Raw genomic sequence first — 20,243 nt, forward strand, 5'->3', positions numbered from 1 at the left:
GCTCCCGAAGCGGCAACGTCCGCTCCGCCCGCACCGGCGGTCCTCTCGGCCTCCGCGCGTGGTAGCCGCGATCCCGCGCCATCCGCATCCGTCGCGACACCGTTCGTGTCCGAGCGGCCGCCGGCTCCCGACGCGGCAACGTCCGCTCCGCCCGCGTCGGCGGTCCTCCCGACCTCCGTGCGCGGCAGCAGCGATCCGTCGCCGCCCGCCCCGGTTGCGGCCCGCTGCGATGCGCTTGGCTGCGTGCTGCCGGCGCGGGACGGGCGGCTGGTCGCCTATCCGCTCGATCCGGCGGCGCTCACCGATGATTGTCGCCGTGCGGCGCTGGTGGTCACGCGCTTTGCCGCGCCGCAGGATTGCGCGGCCGAGGTCGTTCGGCTGGATCGGGCGGGTGAGGGGGCAGGCCTCGCGCTGCGGCTTCAGCCGGACGGCACATGGCATCGCGTCGATGCGCGTCCACCGGCCGGCAGCCGTCCATGGCTGCCGCCCGGCCGCTGACAGCCTGTCGGCGTCGGTCTTACGCATGCGGCCGGCCATGCGCCGGTCATGCGGGCACCCGGCGGCTCAGTAGCGGCGGAACAGCCCGACCAGCCGGCCCTGGATGCGCACGCGATCCGGGCCGAAGATCCGCGTCTCATAGGCGGGGTTGGCGGCTTCGAGCGCGACGGAGGCACCCTTGCGGCGCAGCCGCTTCAGCGTCGCCTCTTCGTCGTCGATCAGCGCCACCACGATGGAGCCGTTCTCGGCGGTGTCGCCGCGACGGATCAGCGCCAGGTCGCCGTCGAGAATGCCGGCCTCGATCATCGAATCGCCGCGGACCTCCAGCGCGAAATGCTCGCCGCCGCCCAGCATGTCGGCGGGCATGGCGATGGTCTGGCTCGGCGACTGGATGGCGGAGATCGGCGAGCCGGCGGCGATGCGGCCCATCACCGGCACCGGGATGGAGCGGGCGAGGTCGTCGTCGGCCGGCGGAGGCGCCGTCGGGCGGGCACGGCCGAGGCTGCCCTCGATGACGCTCGGCGCGAAGCTGCGGGGCTGGGCCGGGGCGGCGGCCTTGGGCGGGGCCTGTACCGTCTCGGGCAGGCGGATCACCTCGAGCGCACGGGCGCGGTTCGGCAACCGGCGAATGAAGCCGCGCTCCTCCAGAGCGGTGATCAGCCGGTGGATGCCGGATTTCGACCGGAGGTCCAGCGCTTCCTTCATCTCCTCGAAGGAGGGCGGCACGCCGGTCTCCTTCAGGCGCTCATGGATGAAGCGGAGCAGTTCGTGTTGCTTGCGGGTGAGCATCAGCGCAGGTCCATCCCCGGCAGGTGGCCAAAATGAAACAAATCACGAACAAACACTATCCGTTCTTTTTGTGTTCCACAATCGGTAAATAAACCGCTAAGCGGTCGACGCGACGGCGGGCTCCGGCTAGTGTATGCAATATTGCTTCAATTGCCTAACTCATATGCAGTTTCGTATTCTGCTCATCCGGGAGACCCGCCTTGTCCGCCACGATCGCCGAAATCCTCCAAGCGAATCGCTCCGGCCGCTCGACCCCCGCGCGCACCGTCGCCGCCTGCCTGGAGGCGATCGAGCGGCATGCCGATCCGTCGATCTTCACGGCGCTGGTCGGCCCGGAGGCGCTCGGCGAGCAGCTGGCGGCGCTGGAGGGGCGCGATCCCGCCGGCCTGCCGCTTTACGGCGTGCCCTTCGCGGTGAAGGACAATATCGACGTCGCCGGCCTGCCCACCAGCTGCGCCTGCCCGGATTTCGCCTATGTGGCCACGCGGGACGCCACGGCGGTGGCGCGGCTGAAACGCGCCGGCGCCATCGTCATCGGCAAGACCAATCTCGACCAGTTCGCCACCGGGCTGAACGGCACCCGCTCGCCCTATGGCACGCCGCGCAATGCGGTGCGGGCCGATCTCGTGCCCGGCGGGTCGAGCTCGGGCTCGGGCGTCGCGGTGGCGGCGGGGCTGGTGCCGTTCGCGCTCGGCACCGACACCGCCGGCTCGGGACGCATTCCCGCCGGACTGAACAACATCGTCGGGGTGAAGCCGAGCCTCGGCCTGGTCTCCACCGCCGGCCTGGTGCCGGCCTGCCGCACGCTGGACTGCATCTCGGTCTTCGCGCTCACCGTTGCCGATGCGATGGCGGCGCTGAAGGCGATGGCCGGCCCCGACGAGGCCGATCCGTTCTCGCGCCCGCTGCCGTTCGGCACGCCGGGCGCCTGCCCGCCGGCGCTCCGCATCGCGGTGCCGCGGCCGGAGGACCGGGTCTTCCTCGGCGATCGCCAGGCGGAGGCCGCCTTCACCCAGGCGGTCGCGCGCATGGCCGCGCTGGGCGCCCGGATCGTCGAGGTCGCCATGGAGCCGTTCTACGAGACCGCCCGGCTGCTCTATGAGGGTCCGTGGGTGGCCGAGCGTTACGCCGCCGTCGGTCCCTTCCTCGAATCGAAGCCGGATTCCTTCAACGAGGTGGTCCGCGCCATCATCGAGGAGGGCCGCCGCCGCACCGCGGTGGAGGCCTTCCGCGCCCATTATCGCCGCGTCGAGCTGGCGGCGCGGGCGCGGGCCGCGCTCGAAGGCTGCGACGCGCTGATGGTGCCGACCATGCCGACCGTCTACACGGTGGAGGAGATGCTGGCCGATCCGGTGCGGCTCAACTCCAATCTCGGCATCTACACCAATTTCGTGAACCTGCTCGATATGTGCGGCATCGCCGTGCCCTCGGGGCTGCGGCCGGACGGGGCGCCGGTCGGCGTCACCCTGCTGGCGGGCGCCGGGCGCGATGCGCATCTCGCCGCCATCGCCGCCGCCTTCCATGCCTCGACGGAGCTGGCGATGGGCGCCACCGGCCGGCCGTTGCCGGCGCTGCCGGCCGCGATGCCGCGCGTGGCGGCGGGCCATCACGAGATCGCGCTGTTCGGCGCGCACCTCTCCGGCCTGCCGCTCAATGGCGAGCTGCTGGAAGCGGGCGGGATGTTCCTGCGCCAGGCGCGCACCAATGCCGATTACAAGCTCTACGCGCTTCCCGAGGGGCGGGTGCGCCGGCCCGGCCTGCTGCGCGTCGAGCCGGGCGGCGGCGCGCCGGTCGAATGCGAGATCTGGGCGCTGCCGGCGGAAGCCTTCGCCCGCTTCGTCGATGCCATTCCCGCCCCGCTCGGCATCGCCACCATCCAGCTGGAGGATGGCGGCCGGGTGAAGGGTTTCGCGCTGGAGGCGGTGGCGGCGAAGGGCGCGCGCGACATCACCGGCTTCGGCGGCTGGCGCGGCTTCCTCGCCGAGGAGCAGCGCCAGCGCGAGGCGGCGGGCATTTCGGCGGCGGAGTGACGATGGCGAGACCCGGTCGACGGGTGATCGGCCGGGACGTCGCAACTGGATGTCGCGATAGAAAAGTCCAGCAATATCAGATCAGTTGCGCATATTTCTCATATGCGTCGTGAACGATGGCGATATGGTCGCGCATGGCCGCGGCGGCGCCGTCGCGGTCGCCGCGCAGGATGGCGGTGACCACGCGGTCATGCTCCTGGTGCGACAGGGCGAGGCGGCCCAGCGCGCGGAACTGCGCCCGGCGGAAGGGCGAGAGCCGCTGCCGCGTCGCCAGCGTCAGCTCCACCAGATAGTCGTTGTGGCCGCCGGCATAGATCGAGGTGTGGAACTGCTCGTTCGCCTCGCGATAGGCGGCGAAGTCGCCCAGCCGCATCATCTCGCCCATGTCGGCGTGCAGCAGCTCGAGGCGGCGCCGTTCGGCCGGGGCGATGTTCTGCGCGCACAGCCCGGCACACAGCGCCTCCAGCTCCGCCATCACCTCGAACATGTTCTGCAGCCGCTCGAGGCTCGGCCGGGCGACGAGCGCGCCGCGATGCGGCCGGGCGTCGATGAGGCCGGAGGCCGCCAGCTCGCGGATCGCCTCGCGGACCGGGGTGCGCGAGGCGCCGAAGCGGGCGGCGAGCGCGCTCTCGTCCAATAGAGTGCCGGGGGGCAGCAGGCCGCGGGTGATCTCGTCGGCGATCTGCTCGCGAATGTCCTCGGCGCGGGTCTTGCGGCCGGTGCGCAGCGGGCCGGAGGAGGCCGCGACGGCGAGGGGGCTCTCGGGAAGCGACATGTCAGTCCTGCCGGCCGGTGCGCGGCGGGCGGGCCGGGCGGCGGGGCGCGGCCGGCTCGGGGGCGGCGGAAGGGACGGAAAGGCGAATCATCGGCTCACGCCAGGGGGCACGACGGTCTCGGGATCGGCGCTCACGCGGGTTCATCGCTCAGGCCGGATCGGCGATCAGGCTGACATGGGCGGCGACGACTTTCCATCCCCCGCCGGTGCGCATCCAGGTCTGCATCTGCCGGCCGACCTTGCCGGGCGCCGAGGCCCGGCGGAACAGCGTCGAGGCGGTGGCCATGTCGCGCCCATAGCTGGTGATCACCGTTCCCTCCAGGGTGCGCTCCAGCCCGTGCGGCGAGCGGGCGGCGCGGAAGGCGCGGATGGCGTCGATGCCGTAGAGGTTCTCGCCGCCGCCATAGCGGATGGTGCGCGGATCGTCCCAGAACAGCGCGTCGAGGGCCTCGACATCATTGCCGACCAGCGCCAGCTCGTAGCGGGCGAAGGCCGCCTCGACCTCGGCGAGCACCTCGGGGATATTGATCTCCATCGTCCTGGAATCCCTCGCATCTTTCCATGGGCCAGCACACAGCCTCGGGAGCGCGTGGTCAATCCTCCAGCGGCAGAATCTCGCAAGGCTCGCCGGCTTTGGCGGCGGGGGCCTGCGGGCGGCGCACCAGCAGCGCATCGGCGCGGGACAAGAGGCTCAGCATGGAGGAATCCTGCACCGGCATCGGCGCGACGAGCGGCACGCCGGCGCGGCGCCCGACGATCTGCGCGCGCATGAAGTCCATGCGGTGGTCGTTCGCCTTCACGTCGACGGCGAGCTCGGCCGGCACCAGCTCCAGCCCGTCGACGCCGGCCTCGCCCTGCATCCGCCGCAGCAGCGGGCGCAGGAACAGCAGGGCGCAGACATAGGCCGAGACCGGGTTGCCGGGCAGGCCCAGCACATGGGTTTCCGCTGCGTGTGCGCCGCCGGAAAACCGGCCGAACATCAGAGGCTTGCCCGGCCGCAGCGCGATCTTGTGCACCGCCAGCGCCGCTCCTTCGGCGGTCAGCGCCGGGGCGACGAGGTCGTGGTCGCCCACCGAGGCGCCGCCCGAGGTCACCAGCACGTCGAGCCCGGCCTCGCGCGCGGCGCGGATGCCCGCGCGGGTGTCGTCCATCCGGTCCGGCAAGATGCCGAGATCCGCCACCTCGGCGCCGGCCAGCCGCGCGACGCCGCCGACGGCGTAGATGTTGGACAGGATCACCTGATGCGCCTGCGCCCCCCTTCCGGGCCGCACCAGCTCGTCGCCGGTGGAGAGCAGGCCCAGGCGAGGCCGGCGATGCACGCTCACCTCGGCAAGATCGCAGGCGGCGACCAGCGCGAGGTCGCGCGCCCGCAGCCGGTGGCCGGACGGCAGCACCGTCTCGCCCTCGCGGAAATCGCCGCCGGCCTTGCGTATGTGCCGGCCGGCGGTCGCCGCCTCGTCGATGCGGACGGCGGAGCCCTCGCGCGCGGTGTCCTCCTGGATCACCACCGCGTCGGCGCCGTCGGGCACCACCGCGCCGGTGAACAGGCGCACCGCCTCGCCCGGCCGCAGCGTGCCGGCATAGGGGCGTCCGGCGGCGGATTCGCCCGCCACCTTCAGCACCGCGCCGAGGGTCGCCTCGGCGGCGCGCACGCCATAGCCGTCCATCGCCGAGACGTCGCGCCCCGGCGTGGTGCGGCGCGCCACCACCGGCGCCGCCAGCACCCGCCCGAGCGCGGCGTCGAGCGCCACCGTCTCGGCCGGCAGGGGCGAGGCTTGCGAAAGCAGGCGCTCCAGCGCCTCTTCCAGCGGCATCAAGGCGGGCTTGGCCATGGGTTCGACGTTCTCTCAGTCCGCGGTCCAGTGGCCGGAGCGGCCGCCGGCCTTCTCCAGCACGCGGATGCCCTCGATCCGCATGCCCCGGTCCACCGCCTTGGCCATGTCGTAGATGGTGAGGCAGGCGACGGAGACCGCGGTGAGCGCCTCCATCTCCACCCCGGTCTGCCCGGCGGTGCGCACGCTGGCGCGCACCCGGAGGCCGGGCAGCGCCGCATCCGGCTCGATCTCCACCGCCACCTTGGAGAGCAGCAGCGCATGGCAGAGCGGGATCAGCTCATGGGTGCGCTTGGCGGCCATGATGCCGGCCAGCCGCGCGGTGCCGATCACGTCGCCCTTCTTGGCGTTGCCGCTCTCGATGAGCGCCAGCGTCTCCGGGAGCATCTCGACGCGCCCCTCGGCCACCGCGAGCCGGTCGGTGATCGCCTTGTCGGCGACGTCGACCATGTTGGCGGCGCCGCTGGCGTCGATATGCGAGAGCCTCGGCTCGTCCGGGCCGGCCATGGCTCAGCCCGCCGCGCGCAGCGGGCCGGCGAGCAGCGCCCGCGTCGCCGCCGTCACGTCGTCCTGCCGCATCAGGCTCTCGCCGACGAGGATGGTGCGGATGTTCGCCTGCGCCAGCCGCGCGATGTCGTCCGGGGTGAAGATGCCGCTCTCGCCGACGATGATGCGGTCCGCCGGGATGCGCGGCGCCAGCCGCTCGGAGGTGGCGAGCGTCACCGAGAAGTCGCGCAGGTTGCGGTTGTTGATGCCGACCAGCCGTGCCGGCAGCTTCAGCGCCCGGTCGAGCTCGGCATCGTCATGCACCTCGACGAGGGCGTCCATGCCGAGGCCGTGCGCGACGTCGACGAGGTCGCGCGCCAGCGCGTCGTCCACCGAGGCCATGATGACGAGGATGCAGTCGGCGCCCCAGGCGCGGGCTTCCTGCACCTGGTAGGTGTCGTAGAGGAAGTCCTTGCGCAGCGCGGGCAGCGCGCAGGCGGAGCGGGCGGCGGTGAGGAATTCAGGGGCGCCCTGGAAGGACGGCGTATCGGTGAGCACCGAGAGGCAGGCGGCACCGCCGGCCTCATAGGCACGGGCCAGCGCCGGCGGGTCGAAATCCGGCCGGATCAGCCCCTTGGACGGGCTCGCCTTCTTGATCTCGGCGATCAGCGCGGTCCCGCCGGCGGCGATCTTCGCCTCGATAGCCCTGAGAAAACCGCGCGGCGGCGCGGCGGCGGCGGCGCGGGCGGCGATCTCCGCCGGCGGCACCTTCAGCTTCGCCGCGGCGATCTCCTCGCGCTTGTAGGCGCCGATCTTCTCCAGAATATCGGCCATGGTGCCCTACTCCTCGATGTCGTTGGAGACCGCGACCAGCCGCGCCAGCGCCGCCTCCGCGTGACCGCCGGACAGGCTCCAGCGGGCGAGCTCCAGCCCTTCGCCGACGTCCTCCGCCTTGCCGGCCACCACCAGCGCGGCGGCGGCGTTCAGCAGGGCGATGTCGGCATAGGCGTTCTTCTCGCCGTTGAGCACGGCGCGCAGGGCGAGCGCGTTGGCCTCGCCGTCGCCGCCCTTCAGCGCGTCCGGCGTCGCCCGCGCGAGGCCGAAGCGTTCCGGCTCGATCTCGAAGCTCGACAGCTTGCCGTCGCGCAGCTCGGCGACATAGGTCGGGCCGGTGGTGGTGATCTCGTCGAGGCCGTCCGATCCGTGCACGACCCAGGCGCGCTCGGAGCCGAGCGTCTTCAGCACCTCGGCCAGCGGCTCGATCCAGGCGCGCGCAAAAACGCCCACCATCTGGCGGGTGACGCCGGCGGGGTTCGACAGCGGGCCGATCAGGTTAAAGATGGTGCGGGTGCCCATTTCCACCCGCGTCGGGCCGACATGCTTCATCGCCGGGTGGTGCGCCGGGGCGAACATGAAGCCGATGCCGGCTTCAGTGATGCAGCGGGAGATGCCGGCCGGGGAGAGGTCGATCTTCACGCCGAGCGCCATCAGCACGTCAGCGGCGCCGGATTTGGAGGAGAGCGCGCGGTTGCCGTGCTTGGCCACCGGCACGCCGGTGCCGGCGACGATGAAGGAGGCGCAGGTGGAGATGTTGTAGGAGCCGGAGGCGTCGCCGCCGGTGCCCACCACGTCCACCGCCCCGGCCGGGGCGGAGACGCGCAGCATCTTCGCGCGCATGGTGCTGACCGCGCCGGCGATCTCCTCCACATCCTCGCCGCGCACGCGCAGGCCCATCAGCACCGCGCCGATCTGCGAGGGCGTGGCCTCGCCGGACATCATGATGTCGAAGGCGCCGGCGGCCTCCGCCCGGGTCAGCGTGGCGCCGGTGGCGATCTTGCCGATGACGGCCTTCAGGTTTTCCATGGTCCCCGCTCTATTGTCCCCGGTTCCGTTCCCGCCTCACGCCGCGCGCGAACGGCGGGGACCGGCGTTCCAGGCACGCGCGAGGTCGAGGAAGTTCTTCAGTATCGTGCGCCCGTGCTCGGAGGCGATGCTCTCGGGGTGGAACTGCACCCCGTGCACCGGCAATTCCTTGTGCGAGAGGCCCATGATCAGCCCGTCCTCGGTCTCCGCCGTGACGGCGAGATGGGCGGGCAGGGTGTCGCGCTCGACGATCAGCGAATGGTAGCGCGTCGCCCGGAACGGGCCGTTTATGCCGCGGAACACCGCGTCGCCGCGATGATGGATGTCGCTCATCTTGCCGTGCAGCGGCAGCGGTGCGCGCACCACTTCGCCGCCGAACACCTGGCCGATGGCCTGGTGGCCGAGGCAGACGCCGAACACCGGCACGCCGGTCTCGGCGGCGCGGGCGATCAGGTCGAGGCAGATGCCGGCGTCGTTCGGGGTCGCCGGGCCGGGGGAGATGACGATGGCTTCCGGCTTCAGCGCCAGGGCGTCGCCGGTGGTCAGCGTGTCGTTGCGGCGCACGTCCACCTCCACCCCCAGCCCGCCGAGATAGTGGACGAGGTTCCAGGTGAAGCTGTCGTAATTGTCGACGAGAAGGATCATCGCGGGTCCGTTGGGCAGCGGAAAATCTCTACATGGATGTCAGAAATTTTCCGCACAAGCTCTAGGCGGTGAACCGGCGCCCGGTCAAGCCGCGCCGGTCGGCGAAGCGTTCATCGCCAGCCGTGCCATCGCTCGTTTCGGATGCGGACCATTTCAGTCGTGTTCCTGCGCCGTGTCGGACAAGCGGAAATTTTCCGCTGTTTCTGACTTACACGCCGGATGCCCGTTGGGAAAGGGGCAACCGGAGCCCGGCGCCTCCCGACGCGGCGGGCAAGGCCGGATGCCCCGTGGGAAAAGGGGCAACCGGTGAGGTCCGCCAGCGCCGCCCGCGCGCCTGCTCCCTCTCCCCGGCGGGGAGAGGGGTGGGGTGAGGGGGGAGCAACGCTTCCCGATATGGTTCCCCTTCACCGCCCCGCTTCGCGGGCCACCTCTCCGCCGAAACCGGATGCATCCGGTTTCGACCTTGCCGGAACCGAACTCGGCAGCAGCCGGGTTCGGGCGGGGGGGCGGGGAGAGGGAAGCAAGGGGCGTTGGGGAGGGCGGAGAGGCCGGCCCGGAACGCGGCGCCTCAAAGGCCGAGCGCGACGAAACGCCCCCTCACTGCCCCCGTCCGGCGCGGGCGGCGAAGCGCACGGCTTCCTCGCCGGCGCGGAACAGCGCCTTGGCCTTGTTCACGCATTCCTGCTGCTCGCTCTCGGGCACCGAGTCGTAGACGATGCCGGCGCCGGCCTGCACATGCATCTTGCCGTCCTTCACCACCGCGGTGCGCAGCACGATGCAGGTGTCCATCTCGCCGTCGGCGCCGAAATAGCCGATGGCGCCGGCATAGATGCCGCGCTTGTCGCGCTCCAGCTCGTCGATGATCTGCATCGCCCGCACCTTCGGCGCCCCCGACACCGTGCCGGCCGGGAAGCCCGCCGCGAGGGCGTCCAGCGCGTCGTGCTTCGGGTCGAGGTCGCCCTCGACATTGGAGACGATGTGCATCACCTGGCTGTAGCGCTCGATGAAGAAGCTGTCCGTCACCTCCACCGTGCCGATGGCGGCGACGCGGCCGACATCGTTGCGGCCGAGGTCGAGCAGCATCAGGTGCTCGGCGCGCTCCTTGGGGTCGGCGAGCAGCTCCTCCTCCAGCGCCTTGTCCTCCTGCGGGGTGGCGCCGCGCCGGCGGGTGCCGGCGATCGGGCGGATGGTGACGGTGTTGTCGCGCAGCCGCACCAGGATCTCCGGCGAGGAGCAGACGATGGAGAAGCCGCCGAAGTTGAAATAGACGAGGAACGGCGCCGGGTTGATCCGCCGCAGCGAGCGGTACAGCGAGAAGGGCGGCAGCGTGAACGGCGCGTCGAAGCGCTGGGAGAGCACCACCTGGAAGATGTCGCCGGCGCGGATGTATTCCTTCGCCCGCTCCACCATCGCCAGATAATGGTCGGGCGCGGTGTTGGAGACCGGCACCACCAGCTGGTGCAGCGCGTCCTCGGCCGGCTGGGCGGGGAGGGCGTCCTCCAGCGCCGCCACCACCCGCGCGATGCGCTCGCGCGCCGCTTCCAGCGCCGCAACGGCGGAGACGCCGGCAGCGGGCCGCACCGGAGTGACCACCGTCACCTCGTCGCGCACCGCGTCGAACACCACCATCACCGTGGGGCGGATGAAGATGGAATCCGGCACGCCGAGCACGTCGGGCTTGGCCTCCGGCAGGCGCTCCATCTGCCGGACCATGTCGTAGCCGAGATAGCCGAAGATGCCGGCCGCCATCGGCGGGGCGCCGTCCGGCAGGGCGATCCGCGATTCCTCGACCAGTGCCCGCAGCGAGACCAAGGGCCGCTCGGCGCAGGGCTCGAAGGCGTCGGGCTCGGCGGCGGCGCGGCGGTTGATCTCCGCCCGCCCGTCGCGGCAGCGCCAGATCAGGTCCGGCTCCATGCCGATCATCGAGTAGCGCCCGCGCGTGGCGCCGCCCTCGACCGATTCCAGCAGGAAGGAGTTCGCCCGGTCGGCGGCGATCTTCAGATAGGCGGAGACCGGGGTTTCGAGATCGGCGACCAGCGTCTCGCCGATCACCTGCGCCTCGCCGCGCGCATAGGCGTTCGCGAAGGCGTCCGCATCGGGATTGAGGTTCATCTGCGAGGCCTCAGTTCACCGCGTCGGCGGGCACGCCGACGATCTGGTCGAGCGCGGCGCGGTTGATGCGGGCGCCGAGGTCGCTCTGCAGCTGCACCAGGTACTCCGTCATCAGGTCGTTCTGCAGGCTCTGGCCGATATCGGCGATGATCTTGTCATTCTGCGGCGTGTTGTCGGGCACGGTGACGCCCGTCACCTTGAACAGCAGGCGGTCGTCGCCGGGCAGGGTGGTCGAGCCCACCGCGCCGTCGCGGGTGTCGAAGATGGCGGCGATGGCGTCCTGCGGCACGCCCTCATTGGCGCGGCCGCGGCGCAGGCCGGCGGCGGTGCGCAGCTCCAGCCCGGCATCGGCGACGGTGAGGTCGAAGGCGGCGCCGTCGGCGACCTTCTTCTTCAGCTCGGCGAGCCTGGCGTCGAGCGCCTGCGCCGTCTCGTCCTCCTTCCAGCGCACGAGCACCTGCGCGCGCGCCTCCTCGAAGGTCCGCTCGCGCGGGGCGGTGATGTCGCTCACCTCGTACCAGACATAGCCGGCGTTCTGCGGCAGGGTGATCGGGTCGTTCTCCGCGCCGATCTCGGTGGCGAAGGCGAGGCGCAGCACGTCCGAGCGCGCCGGGATGGCGGGAATCGCCGTGCCGTCGGGCTGCAGGCCCTCGACGCTGGTGTCGAGGCTCAGCAGCGTCAGCCCGGCCTTGGAGGCAGCCTCGGTGAGGGTGGCGCCGGCGTTGCGGTCGTCCTCCACCTTGTCATAGGCGGCGAGCATGGCCCGGCGGGCGGCGTCGAGCTGGAGTTCCCGGCGGATGTCGCCGGCGACCTCGTCGAGCGGCTTCACCGCGGCGGGGGTGATGGCGCCGACATGCACGATCACCGGGCCGAAGCGCCCGTTCACCACGCCGCTGGTGCCCTCGGCGGCGGTGGCGAAGGCGGCGTCGGCGATGGCGGCGTCGAAGATGTCGGCCCGCGTCACCGTGCCGAGCGCGGTGTCCTTGGCTTCCAGCTTCCGCTCGGCGGCGATGTCGGCGAAGGAGGTGCCGGCGGCGATCCGGTCGGCGGCGGCCTTGGCCTCGTCGGCATTGGGGAACACGATCTGGTCGATCACCCGGCGCTCCGGCGTGCCGAAGCGGGCCTGGTTGGCGTCGTAGAACGCCTTCACCTCGGCGTCGGAGATCGCCTCCTTGCCGGCCAGCGCCTCGGGGGTGAGCGCCAGCACGTTGATCTTGCGGAATTCCGGCGCGCGGAACGCCGCCTTGCGGGCGTCGAAGAAGCCCTTGAGCTGCTCGTCGCTGGGCGCGGCGAAGGGGCCGACATTGGCGGCGCCGAGGATGGCGTAGCTCACCGAGCGGGTCTCGCCCTCGTAGCGCTTCACCGCGTCCTTCAGCACCTGCGGCACTTCGATGCCGCCGGCCAGCGACTGGATCAGCTGCTGGCGCTGGGCGAGCCGGCGCTCGGCCTCGACGAAGCGCGGCTCGGTGAAGCCGTTGGAGCGCAGCAATTGCAGGAAGTAGTTGTGGTCGAAGGTCCCGGAGGGGCCGAAGAAGGCCGGGTTGTTCTGCACCCGGTCCACCACCTGCTGGTCGGAGACCGAAAGGCCCATCCGGCGGGCGGCCTCGTCGAGCGCGGCCTCGCCGAGGCGCTCGTTCAGCACCTGGTCGGGAATGCCGAAGGCGCGCGCCTGGTCGGGGCTGAGGCCCTGCTTGAGCTGCTGGGAGATCTGCTGCAGGCGCTGCTGGTAGAGCTGCTGGAATTCCGGCACCGAGATTTCGGTGGAGCCGATGGAGGCCAGCGTCTGGCCGCCGAAGCCACGGAACACATCCGCGATGCCCCAGATGCCGAAGCTGATGATGAGAAGTCCCATCAGGACCTTGGCGACAATACCGGAGGCGCTCTTGCGCAGTGTCTGCAGCATCTTTGTTCTCGTCGGGCGTAGGCCGGCAAAAACCCGGGAGTCTCGGCCCGGGTCGCGAAAGGCGCGCATCATAGGGATGGCGCCTTGGTGTCGCAACGCCGCACATGCGGGCATTTGCGCGCTCCCTTTGCGTCTGTTACGCCGGGTCAGCGAAGTGCGGGTAATCTGAAGGAGCGGGACATTTCATGACGACGCGCCGTCCATTGATCGCCGGTAACTGGAAGATGCACGGGCTGAAGGCGTCCCTGCAGGAATTCGACCGGATGGTCGCCGCCTATGACGGCGAGCTGCGCGCCCGCACCGACCTGATGATCTGCCCTCCGGCGACGCTGATCGCCGCGCTCGCCGCCGCCGCCGGCACCTCCGGCGTCGCGGTCGGCGGGCAGGATTGCCATGCGCAGGCGCAGGGCGCCCATACCGGCGACATCGCCGCCGAGATGATTCTCGATGCCGGCGGCCGCGCGGTGATCCTCGGTCATTCCGAGCGCCGCACCGACCACGGCGAGACCGATGCCGCGGTGCGCGCCAAGACGCTCGCCGCCTGGCGGGCCGGGCTCGTCGCGGTGGTCTGCGTCGGCGAACACCGCCAGCAGCGGGAGGAGGGCGTGGCGCTCGATCTGGTGCGGGTGCAGCTCGCCGGCTCGATTCCCGACGGCGCCACGGCGGAGAATCTCGTCGTCGCCTATGAGCCGGTCTGGGCGATCGGCACCGGCCTCACCCCGAGCGTGGCGGATATCGCCGAGATGCACGGCGCCATTCGCGCGGCGCTGGTGGCGCGCTTCGGCGAGGCGGTGGGCAACGGCATCCGCATCCTCTATGGCGGCTCGGTCAAGCCGGGCAACGCCGCCGAGATCCTGGCGGTCGCCGATGTCGACGGCGCACTGGTCGGGGGCGCCAGTCTCAAGGCGGGGGATTTCCTGGCGATCGCCGGCGCCTATATGTAGGGCGCTCGCCGGCTCGCCCGCCCGCGCGGCCTCCCTCGTGGGGTGCGCTGGAAATGCCGGACGCGATCGTGTAGGAACCCGACCGACAAAAGCCGGCGGCGACGTTTCGTCCGCCGCCGTATTCGATTTTGAAGGCGTCAGATGCAGACCGTACTCATCATCATCCACCTCATGGTGGTGCTGGCCCTTATCGGCGTGGTGCTGATCCAGCGCTCCGAGGGCGGCGGACTCGGGATCGGCGGCGGCGGTGGCGGCGGTGGCGGCTTCTTCAGCGCCCGCGGCACCGCCAACGTGCTGACCCGGGCGACGGCGATCCTGGCGGCGCTGTTCTTCATCACCAGCCTCGGCCTCACCATTCTGGCGGGTTGGGGGCGCGGCCCGTCCTCGATCTTCACCACGCCGACGACGCTGCCCTCCGGTGCGCCGGCGGCGCCCGGCGGCAATGTCCTGGAGCAGTTGCAGGGCGCCCAGCCGGCGCCGGGCGCTGCTGCGCCGGCCGCTCCCGCGGCGCCGGCGGCTCCCGCCGCGCCTCAGGTTCCGCAGTCGCAGTGATCGCGGCGGCGTAATCGCTCGGCGGCGGGCCGTTCCCGCCGCTCCGTTTCGCTCTTTATCCCCAAGGCGGGGGTCGTCCGGCTAAGACGGCCCTCGCCGAATCGCGTTTTCGCAGTTAGAAACCGAACTCCATGGCGCGCTATATTTTCATCACAGGCGGCGTTGTGTCCTCGCTCGGCAAGGGTCTGGCTTCCGCCGCCCTCGGCGCGTTGCTGCAGGCCCGCGGCTACAAGACCCGGCTTCGCAAGCTCGATCCCTATCTCAACGTCGATCCGGGCACGATGAGCCCGTATCAGCACGGCGAGGTCTTCGTCACCGACGACGGGGCCGAGACCGACCTCGACCTCGGCCATTACGAGCGCTTCACCGGCCGCTCGGCCAACAAGCAGGACAACATCACCACCGGCCGCATCTATCAGGAGATCCTGACCAAGGAGCGGCGCGGCGACTATCTCGGCGCCACCGTGCAGGTGATCCCGCACGTCACCAACGCCATCAAGGATTTCATCCTCTCCGGCAACGAGGGCTACGACTTCGTGCTGGTGGAGATCGGCGGCACGGTCGGCGACATCGAGGCGATGCCGTTCCTGGAGACCATCCGCCAGGTCGGGCAGGAGCTGCCGCGCAAGCACTGCATCTATGTGCACCTGACGCTGCTGCCCTATATCCCCTCGGCCGGCGAGCTGAAGACCAAGCCGACCCAGCATTCGGTGAAGGAGCTGCGCGCCCTCGGCATCGCCCCGGACATCCTGCTCTGCCGCACCGACCGCGAGATCCCGCGCGAGGAGCGCCGCAAGCTCGGCCTGTTCTGCAATGTGCGCGAGAGCGCGGTGATCGAGGCGCGCGACGCCGACAACATCTATGCGGTGCCCTCGCTCTATCACGAGGCCGGCCTCGACACCGAGGTGCTGGCCGCCTTCGGCATCGAGCCGGCGCCGGAGCCCGATCTCACCCGCTGGCACAGGATCGAGAGCGGCATCCGCAACCCGGAAGGCGCCGTCACCATCGCCATCGTCGGCAAGTACACGGGCTTGAAGGACGCCTACAAGTCGCTCATCGAGGCGCTGGCGCATGGCGGCATCGCCAACAATGTCCGCGTCAATCTCGACTGGATCGAGAGCGAGATCTTCGAGCGCGAGGACCCGGCGCCGTTCCTGGAGCATGTGCACGGCATCCTGGTGCCGGGCGGCTTCGGCCAGCGCGGCGCCGAGGGCAAGATCCGCGCGGCGCAGTTCGCCCGCGAGCGCAAGGTGCCCTATCTCGGCATCTGCTTCGGCATGCAGATGGCGGTGATCGAGGCCACCCGCAATCTCGCCGGCATCACCGAGGCCAATTCCACCGAGTTCGGCCCGACCTCGGAGCCGGTGGTCGGCCTGCTCACCGAGTGGCTGCGTGGCAACGAGCTGGAGAAGCGCGGCCTCGACACCGATCTCGGCGGCACCATGCGGCTCGGCGCCTATCCCGCCGCGCTGGCGGAAGGCAGCCGGGTGGCGCAGGTCTACGGCGCCACGGAGATTTCCGAGCGCCACCGTCATCGCTATGAGGTGAACCTGCGCTATCGCGAGCGTCTGGAGGCCTGCGGCATGCTGTTCTCCGGCACCTCGCCGGACGGGCTGCTGCCGGAAATCATCGAGTACCCGGACCATCCCTGGTTCATCGGCGTGCAGTACCACCCGGAGCTGAAGTCGCGCCCGTTCCAGCCGCACCCGCTCTTCGCCTCCTTCATCGGGGCGGCGATGGTGCAAAGCCGCCTCGTCTGACCACGGGGCCTCATCCGCTGGAGCCTTTCTGCAGAAGTGTGAAAGCTTTTGTAGAGAAACAGGCTCCATCCTGTTGACGATAGGATGCTTTTCGTCGTTCGGGCGATGTTGTCCGGTCGGCCGGGAAGGGTTCGGAGGAGAAGCCCATGGCCCGTGGCCTCGATCACGTCGTGCATGTCGTCCGCGATCTCGAAGCCGCGGGGGAGCTCTACGACATGCTGGGCTTCACGGTCGGGGCGCGCAACCGCCATCCCTGGGGCACGCATAACCGCATCGTGCAGACCCCCGGCTTCTTCATGGAGATCCTCGAGGTCGCCGAGCCGGACCATATCCCGCCGCATGGCGAGACCAGCTTCTCCTTCGGCGCCTTCAGCCGCGATTTCCTGGCCGATCGGGGGCCGGGCCTGCCGTTCCTGGTGCTCGAGGGGCGCGATCCCGCCGCCGAAAAGGCGGAGTTCGACGCCGCCGGCTTCGGCGGCTTCGACGTGTTCGATTTCGAGCGCACCGCCAAGCGGCCGGACGGCAGCGACGTCGAGGTCGCCTTCTCGCTGGCCTTCGCCCGCGATCCGCTCTCCCCCGAGGCGGGCTTCTTCACCTGCACCCAGCGGCGGCCGGAGAATTTCTGGGCGCCGGACCTGCAGCGCCACATGAACGGCACCACCGGCGTTGCCGGCGCGGTGCTGGCTGCCGAGGACCCGACGGCGCATCTCGACTTCCTGTCGGTGTTCACCGGCGCGCCCTTCCGCCGCGCGGTGGAGGGCTGGTACATCGCCGAGACCCCGCGCGGCCGGATCGAGGTGCTGAACCCCAAGCTGTTCAACGACCGATTCGGCATCGCCGCTCCCGCCGGGCCGGGGCTGCATCTGGCGGCGGTGCGCTTCGCGGTGGAGGATATCGACCGCACCCGCAGGCGCCTCGGCTCCAGCCGCATGACGGCCGAGGAGATCGAGGGCGTGATCGTCGTCGGCCCGAAGGCGGCGCTCGGCGCCATGCTGGTGTTCGAGCCCGCGACCTGAGCGGCACAGCCTTCCCTTAACGCGGTGGAAACCACGTCTCCGGTCTAATGGCCGGATGATGAAGGACGGCGACAGGGCCACGGACGCTTCGGCATCCGGCGCGGAGACGGGGACGATGCCGGCCGGCGGGCCGGCCTCGGCGTTGCACCGTGCCGTGCGGACCGCCCGCCGCCATCTTGCCGCGCCGCTGCTGGTGGGCCTCCTCGCCGCCGGGCTGGTGCATCAGGGCATCGAGCCCCGCTATGTCGCCGAGGCGCGGCTGCGGGTCGAGGGCGGGCCGCTGGATGCCCGCGCCGGCGCGGTGCGGCGCAGCCAGTTCCAGCTCATCACCTCGCGCGAATTCGCTCGCCAGGTCCTGCATCGCACCGGCATCGGCGCGCGGCTCGCCGCCCCCGGCGGTCTCGCGGCGCTCATGTCCTTCCCGTCGGCCTTCGCCGCCGCGCCTTCCGACGACGAGCGGGCGCTGCGCGCCATCGAAGCCGGGCTGCGGCTCTCCACTTCCGGCGACGGACGCGCCACCATCGGCTTCACCGCCGCCGACGGGGTGCTGGCCGCCGATGTCGCCAATGCCTTCGGCGATTCCTATGTCGAGCTGCGCCGGTCGTTCGGTGACGGCGCCGCGCCGGTCAGCCTGTCGCGAGCGGTGCCGCCGCGCCAGGCGCTCGGCCTGTCGCCGCTGGAATGGGGGCTCGGCGCCGGCACCTTCGGATTCGCGCTCACCTGCCTGATGCAGGCGATGTGGCGCCGTCGCACACGCCCGGTGCCGGCGGCGTCGACGCCCGAAGCGGCGGCGGCCGACGTGCCGCAGGCCCCGGTCCAGCATCTGCCCTGGATCGGCTCGCGGCTGGATGAGGAATCGGAGGAGGCGCCCAAGCGCACCCGCTCCCGGCTCGGCCGCGACGGCGAGTTGGCGGATCTCTCGCGCCTGGTGCGCCTGCGCGGGACGGCGGCGCGGCTCGTCGTCGTCACCGGCCCGTCGGCGGACGAGGGTACGGCGCAATGCGCGCTGGCGCTGGGCCGTTCGCTCGCCGCCTGCGAGAAGCGGGTGGTCATCGTCTGCCTCGACGTCACCGCCGCGTCGCTCGCCGAGCTCACGGCCGACCCGCGCGCGCCGGGCCTCACCGACCTGCTGTTCGGCGTCGCCAGCTTCTCCGACGCCATCCACCGCGAGACCGCCTCGCGCTGCCACGTCATCCCGCCGGGCCGCGGCGCCCGCGAGGCCGACGGCCTGGTCGCGTCCGAGCGTCTGGGGCTGATCCTGCGGGCGCTGGTCGAGACCTACGATCACGTCGTGGTGGCGGCGCCGCCGCTCGGGGTGCTGGAAGAGGCGAAACGCGTCGCCGCCCTCGGTCCGACGCTGATCCTCGTCACCCAGCCGGGCGCGCGCACCACCGATGCGGTGCAGGCCTTCGACGCGCTGGCTGCGCGCGGCTTCGGCGACATCGCCATGGTCACCTTCGCCGATCCGGTGCCCGGGCGCCTGCCGCACGCGGCTTAGGCGCGGCGCCGGAGGGGCGCCGGGTCACAGCGTCTCCGGTTTGCGGTCGCCCTTCTGCATCCAGCGGATCAGCAGCGCCGCCGGCACCACCCAGCCGATGCCCAGCACCACATAGGCGAGGAACTGCCAGAAGCCCGGCAGGGTCGTCACCCGTCCCTGCGCCAGGGCCATGGCGCCGAGCGCCCACAGGATCACCAGCAGGATGATCAGGCAGGTGCCGATGAATTTGCGCAGGCGCGGCGGCAGCGCGGGGCTGGTCGAGGGGCGGGAGGCGCCGTCATCCATAAGCGGGGTTGTCCGATAAGTGATCTCAGGGACAATTCGCCCGATTGTGCGGGCGCGCGGAGAGCTATATCCGCTCCGGCGCCGGCTTGAAACCCGGCCTCGGGATCCGGGGTCGACAGCGGCTCGGGCGTGTCCGCCGCGCGGCACGCCGGGCCGCCGGGGCGGGAGCGGCGTACAGGAGCAGCACATGGCCCTATCCGGCACCGTCGATCTTTCCCGCGCACCGGCCACGGACCGCCTGCGCCCGGTGCGGCTGTGGCTTTATGCCGTCGCCGCGCTGATCGTGCTGATGGTGGTGGTGGGCGGCGCCACGCGGCTCACCGAATCCGGCCTGTCGATCACCGAATGGAAGCCGGTCACCGGCACGCTGCCGCCGCTCGGCGAGGCCGCCTGGCAGGCCGAGTTCGAGAAATACCAGCAGATCCCGCAATATCAGCAGATCAATCGCGGCATGAGCCTCGACGAGTTCCGCACCATCTTCTGGTGGGAGTGGGGGCACAGGCTGCTCGGCCGGCTGATCGGCTTCGTCTTCCTGCTGCCCTTCCTCTATTTCCTCTGGCGCGGGCTGGTCACCGGGCCGCTGCGCTGGAAGCTCGGCGGGCTGTTCCTGCTCGGCGGGCTACAGGGCGCGGTGGGCTGGTGGATGGTGGCGTCCGGCCTCGTCGGGCGGGTCGATGTCAGCCAGTACCGGCTGGCGACGCATCTGACGCTGGCCTGCGTCATCCTCGCCGCCACGGTGGCGGTGGCCGACGGGTTGCGGCCGGCCGGCGCGCGCCCCGCCGCCCCGCGCCTTTCGGCGCCGGCACTGGGGGTGTGGCTGGCCTGGGCGCTGTTCGTGGCGGTGCTGCTGCAGATCTTCCTCGGCGGCCTCGTCGCCGGCCTCGATGCCGGGCTCACCTACACCACCTGGCCGCTGATGGACGGGCATTTCATCCCGCCGGCGGAAAACCTGCTGGTGCAGCAGCCGGCCTGGCGCAACCTGTTCGAGAATGTGCTGACGGTGCAGTTCAACCACCGCATGATGGCCTATACGGTGCTGGCGCTGGTGGTGGCCAACTGGCTGGCGCTGCGCGGCAGCGCCGCGAGTGGCCGGGCGACGTGGCTGGTCGGGCTGGTGACGGCGCAGGCGCTGCTCGGCATCCTGACGCTGATCCACCAGGTACCGATCGACATCGCCCTCGCGCATCAATTCGGCGCGACGCTCGTGCTCATCGCCGCGACGGTGCACCTGCGACGCATGCGGGTCGGCGGCTAG

General features: G+C 71.1%; 18 protein-coding genes and 1 pseudogene. 8 read left to right on the top strand and 11 right to left on the bottom strand.

Annotated features, from left to right (window positions below):
• Positions 1-498: pseudogene (locus tag KHC19_RS20430) on the top strand (hypothetical protein); the annotation flags it as partial.
• Positions 499-564: 66 nt separating this feature from the next.
• Here the strand turns inward: KHC19_RS20430 and lexA are convergent.
• A complete protein-coding gene (gene lexA / locus KHC19_RS20435; protein WP_213355186.1) occupies positions 565-1,287 on the bottom strand; it encodes a transcriptional repressor LexA in 723 nt (240 codons plus the stop codon).
• A gap of 200 nt (positions 1,288-1,487) precedes the next feature.
• On the opposite strand from lexA, the gene atzF reads away from it, so the two are divergent.
• Positions 1,488-3,317, top strand: coding sequence for an allophanate hydrolase (gene atzF / locus KHC19_RS20440; protein WP_213355188.1), 1,830 nt, complete (start codon positions 1,488-1,490; stop codon positions 3,315-3,317).
• Positions 3,318-3,393: 76 nt separating this feature from the next.
• Here atzF and KHC19_RS20445 read toward each other — a convergent pair whose 3' ends face one another.
• From KHC19_RS20445 to KHC19_RS20485, 9 genes are all read right to left on the bottom strand, one after another.
• Positions 3,394-4,092 carry a GntR family transcriptional regulator gene (locus KHC19_RS20445; RefSeq protein ID WP_213355190.1) on the bottom strand — a complete coding sequence of 233 codons (699 nt, stop codon included), beginning with the start codon at positions 4,090-4,092 and terminating at the stop codon, positions 3,394-3,396.
• Positions 4,093-4,240: 148 nt separating this feature from the next.
• Entirely contained in the window at positions 4,241-4,627 is a 387-nt protein-coding gene (gene hpxZ / locus KHC19_RS20450; protein WP_213355192.1) for an oxalurate catabolism protein HpxZ, read from the bottom strand.
• A 58-nt stretch (positions 4,628-4,685) separates the two neighbouring features.
• Positions 4,686-5,924 carry a molybdopterin molybdotransferase MoeA gene (locus tag KHC19_RS20455; RefSeq protein ID WP_246549286.1) on the bottom strand — a complete coding sequence of 413 codons (1,239 nt, stop codon included), beginning with the start codon at positions 5,922-5,924 and terminating at the stop codon, positions 4,686-4,688.
• A gap of 15 nt (positions 5,925-5,939) precedes the next feature.
• A complete protein-coding gene (moaC, locus tag KHC19_RS20460) occupies positions 5,940-6,431 on the bottom strand; it encodes a cyclic pyranopterin monophosphate synthase MoaC (protein WP_213355193.1) in 492 nt (163 codons plus the stop codon).
• Positions 6,432-6,434: 3 nt separating this feature from the next.
• Entirely contained in the window at positions 6,435-7,244 is an 810-nt protein-coding gene (trpC, locus tag KHC19_RS20465; protein WP_213355195.1) for an indole-3-glycerol phosphate synthase TrpC, read from the bottom strand.
• Between the two features lie 6 nt (positions 7,245-7,250).
• Complete coding sequence (gene trpD, locus KHC19_RS20470) at positions 7,251-8,273, bottom strand: anthranilate phosphoribosyltransferase (RefSeq protein ID WP_213355197.1); 1,023 nt, start codon at positions 8,271-8,273, stop codon at positions 7,251-7,253.
• Positions 8,274-8,309: 36 nt separating this feature from the next.
• The gene (locus tag KHC19_RS20475) at positions 8,310-8,918 is read right to left on the bottom strand and encodes an anthranilate synthase component II (protein WP_213355199.1); all 609 of its coding nucleotides are present in this window, start codon (positions 8,916-8,918) and stop codon (positions 8,310-8,312) included.
• Positions 8,919-9,515: 597 nt separating this feature from the next.
• Entirely contained in the window at positions 9,516-11,030 is a 1,515-nt protein-coding gene (gene trpE, locus KHC19_RS20480; protein ID WP_213355200.1) for an anthranilate synthase component I, read from the bottom strand.
• 10 nt (positions 11,031-11,040) lie between these two features.
• A complete protein-coding gene (locus KHC19_RS20485) occupies positions 11,041-12,933 on the bottom strand; it encodes a SurA N-terminal domain-containing protein (RefSeq protein ID WP_213355201.1) in 1,893 nt (630 codons plus the stop codon).
• Between the two features lie 185 nt (positions 12,934-13,118).
• Between KHC19_RS20485 and tpiA the strand changes: the two genes are divergently transcribed.
• The 5 genes from tpiA (at position 13,119) to KHC19_RS20510 (ending at position 18,703) form a co-directional block, all read left to right on the top strand.
• Positions 13,119-13,877 (top strand): triose-phosphate isomerase, encoded by a 759-nt coding sequence (gene tpiA / locus KHC19_RS20490; protein ID WP_213355202.1) that lies wholly within the window; start codon positions 13,119-13,121, stop codon positions 13,875-13,877.
• A gap of 141 nt (positions 13,878-14,018) precedes the next feature.
• Positions 14,019-14,429, top strand: coding sequence for a preprotein translocase subunit SecG (gene secG, locus KHC19_RS20495; protein WP_213355203.1), 411 nt, complete (start codon positions 14,019-14,021; stop codon positions 14,427-14,429).
• A 131-nt stretch (positions 14,430-14,560) separates the two neighbouring features.
• Entirely contained in the window at positions 14,561-16,189 is a 1,629-nt protein-coding gene (pyrG, locus tag KHC19_RS20500) for a CTP synthase (RefSeq protein WP_213355204.1), read from the top strand.
• A 146-nt stretch (positions 16,190-16,335) separates the two neighbouring features.
• On the top strand, positions 16,336-17,205 hold the full coding sequence (locus KHC19_RS20505; RefSeq protein WP_213355205.1) for a VOC family protein: 870 nt from the start codon (positions 16,336-16,338) through the stop codon (positions 17,203-17,205).
• 115 nt (positions 17,206-17,320) lie between these two features.
• Entirely contained in the window at positions 17,321-18,703 is a 1,383-nt protein-coding gene (locus tag KHC19_RS20510; RefSeq protein ID WP_246549288.1) for a tyrosine-protein kinase family protein, read from the top strand.
• Between the two features lie 24 nt (positions 18,704-18,727).
• Here KHC19_RS20510 and KHC19_RS20515 read toward each other — a convergent pair whose 3' ends face one another.
• Complete coding sequence (locus KHC19_RS20515) at positions 18,728-18,988, bottom strand: DUF2842 domain-containing protein (protein ID WP_213355207.1); 261 nt, start codon at positions 18,986-18,988, stop codon at positions 18,728-18,730.
• Between the two features lie 187 nt (positions 18,989-19,175).
• Here KHC19_RS20515 and KHC19_RS20520 point away from each other — a divergent pair, with 187 nt between their 5' ends.
• Positions 19,176-20,243, top strand: coding sequence for a COX15/CtaA family protein (locus KHC19_RS20520; protein ID WP_213355209.1), 1,068 nt, complete (start codon positions 19,176-19,178; stop codon positions 20,241-20,243).

This window comes from Ancylobacter oerskovii, from assembly GCF_018390555.1.
Lineage (GTDB): Bacteria > Pseudomonadota > Alphaproteobacteria > Rhizobiales > Xanthobacteraceae > Ancylobacter > Ancylobacter oerskovii.